Below are 3,094 nucleotides of genomic sequence, written 5' to 3' on the forward strand. Positions count from 1 at the left end.
AACGATATATCAACTTGATACCCTTATCAACAACCCACCTGCGGACGGCTTGACAGAGGTTGAAGTCATCGACCCTACCCACCCGCTTTATGGACGACGTTTTCCCCTTATCTCTGTAACTCATCATCCTCCGATCGTCCTTGCCATGTTATCGTGGCTTACCAAAAGGATATTCACAAACACATTCCCATCTCCGCAACCAATTTGTCCGTAAACCCTATACCTTTATGTCAAACCAAGATTTCTTTTGAAGCGGTTTCCGAGTTGGTGGGCCTCATAAGACAATTGGGCGTTCTCAAAATGGAAGACTCGATATGAACGGCGATCGCATCGATTCACGTTTTAGAATTTTGCCTCTCCCTCTTGATTTATTTGCATTCAATATGATAATATTAGAAATATTGAATCTATCCTTTATGCGGATTTTTCTCCGATGGGACGTAAACCTCGCATCTCTAAAAATCTTGCCGATATTGCATCGGAAAAAGTCCAATTTACCAACGACGCGCATGAGCTCAGAAAAGCGCAAGCGATCCTTCTTCCGGCACGATTTAGTTTCGATTTGGTTGCCACCGGTATCGCCATCGGCCGTTCTAAAGCCACTGTCTGTCGCCTGCAAGCCGAGTTCCGCGCCGACTGCGCTGGAACTCGTGTTGCCGCACAAAAACGGGGTGGCCGCAGACGTCAGAACATGTCTCTCGAACAGGAGGCCCAACTGCTTGCCACTTTTTTTCAAAGGGCACGCGAAAGCGGATCCCTGGTGGTGGCCGATATCCATAAAGCCTACGAAACCGCTATCGGCAAGAAAGTCCCGGCGTCCACCATATACCGCATGTTGGCCCGACATGGATGGCATGCGCCGTGCGACAATCGTTCGATCGACTCTGGTTGAATGCAACTACCATGAACGTTTTGAACCCATTCGGCGACCGGCACATCAACAAATTCAGTTTGGGGGACGCTGGGTCCAGCCCTGCAAGATGGCGTTCTTGCCGATCTTACCGGTGTACTTTTGGAGGTGATTGCTAATGCTTCGCTCCGACCTTGTGACGCCGGCTCATCTGTCCCGCTCGGCGGTGATTTATATCCGCCAGTCCACGCCCCACCAGGTGATCTCCAATCAGGAAAGCCGGCGCCTCCAGTACGCGCTCAAGCAGCGCGCAATTGACTTGGGCTGGCATGAAAACGATCTCCTTGTGATTGACTCCGACCAGGGCATTACCGGCTCCAGTACCCAAGGACGAGATGGTTTCAAGAATCTTGCCGCCAGAGTCTCCTTGGGCCAGGTAGGCATTATTTTGTCCACCGAAGTCACCCGCCTGTCGCGTAATTGTTCTGACTGGTACCCTCTGCTCGATGTCTGCGGCTATATGAACTGCTTGATTGCCGATAGGGACGGTATATATGATCCGGGCTCTGCCAATGGCCGTCTGCTGTTGGGATTGAAGGGCCAGATGTCCGAAATGGAGCTGCATATGATCCGTTCCCGGCTCACCGCAGGGCTCCTGAGCAAGGCCAAACGCGGAGAATTGGCGCTCACGCTGCCTGTAGGGCTTTTCAGAGACCCCACTGGCGCGGTACACAAGGAGCCCAATCAGGAGGTACAAAGCCGTCTCGAGCTGATCTTTGCTACCTTTCTTCGGGTAAAATCCGCTTGCAAGGTGCTGAGATTTTTTAACGATCAAGGGTTGCTCATTCCTAGAAAAAACCGCTTTGGCGATGTTGTCTGGAAAAGTCCTTCCACTGCCGGCATAATCAATACCTTGAAAAACCCGGCCTATGCCGGTGCTTTTGTCTACGGCCGCACCCGAACGATTCGTGCGCCTGGAAAAAAACCCATACAAAAAGTACTGCCCATCGATCAATGGAGAATTCGCGTGAACGACAAGTACCCATCATATATCTCCTGGGAGACATATGAGAAAATCCAAAACATGCTCAAGGACAACTACGCTCAGTATGATCGCAATAAATCCAGAGGCGTCCCCAGGCCGGGAGCGGCCCTGGTCCACGGCATTGTCTATTGCGGACAATGCGGACACAAAATGGTTGTGCAATACAAAAACAGCACGCGCTATATTTGCAACTACCTACGCCAGCAACACGGCAGTTCGGTTTGCCAGTACATCCCCGCGGATCCGGTGGATCGGAAAGTTGTGGAAGCCTTTTTCGCCGCCTTGTCCCCCATTGAGATTGATATCTACACCCAGGCGATGAAACAAAAGCGCCGGGCCAATAAGCAAGTCAACCACGCCTTGGTTCAGCAGGTCGATCGATTGCGCTATGAAGCGGCACTTGCCAAACGCCAATACATGCAAGTCGATCCGGAAAATCGTTTGGTGGCCGCCGAGCTTGAAAGGCGCTGGGAAGTTGCCCTGCGGGAGCTTAACCGCGCCGAAGATGCCCTTGCGCAAGATGAGCGTCCGTCGGTCACACCCTTAAAAATCACCGCCGAGCTCAAGGCGGCATTTACTCAAATCGGCCAAAAACTGCCCGACATTTGGGACACCAATCTGCTTTCACGCGAGCATAAAAAAGCGCTGCTCAGATGCCTTATCGACAAGGTCATCATTCACCGGGCAAGACGCGATCTGGTTCTCCTACGGATCGTATGGCGAGGTGGCGCCACAAGTTCTTTCGATATCCCCATTCCCGTCGGCTCGCTTGCAGAGCTTGCCGGCTTTAAGCAAATGGAGTTAAAAATAGTACAAATGAGCAAACAGGGCCAACGAGACGAAGATATCGCCTCAGCTCTCACAGCCGAAGGCTTCAGATCTCCGATGCATGATCACGTATTACCCAGTACGGTTAAGGCCGTGCGTTTGCAACACGGCATCATGCGAAACCCCAGTCAGTCACACCCTCGTCAGATTGCCGGCTATCTCACAGTACCGCAAATTGCCAGTACCCTTGATATTCCCAGGAACTGGATTTATGATCGAATCACTAAAGGAGTCATCCATGTCACCCGAGACATCCAAACCGGCCTCTACCTCTTTCCGGACAAACCGGAAACAATTGACCGCTTCAAAAAACTCAGAGCCGGTCTCATTGAGCAAATGGGTTGTTGAAGGGGGTATCAATATGCATGATC

General features: G+C 51.5%; 2 protein-coding genes. Both read left to right on the forward strand.

The window, feature by feature from the left end:
* Positions 1-433: 433 nt before the first annotated feature.
* Positions 434-892, forward strand: a complete 459-nt coding sequence (locus JCM12296_RS33670) for a COG3415 family protein (RefSeq protein WP_054702350.1) — start codon at positions 434-436, stop codon at positions 890-892.
* A gap of 136 nt (positions 893-1,028) precedes the next feature.
* Entirely contained in the window at positions 1,029-3,071 is a 2,043-nt protein-coding gene (locus JCM12296_RS33675; protein WP_054702352.1) for a recombinase family protein, read from the forward strand.
* Positions 3,072-3,094 lie beyond the last annotated feature (23 nt).

It is taken from the genome of Desulfosarcina cetonica JCM 12296, assembly GCF_001311845.1.
In the GTDB taxonomy this organism is placed as follows: Bacteria; Desulfobacterota; Desulfobacteria; order Desulfobacterales; family Desulfosarcinaceae; genus Desulfosarcina; species Desulfosarcina cetonica.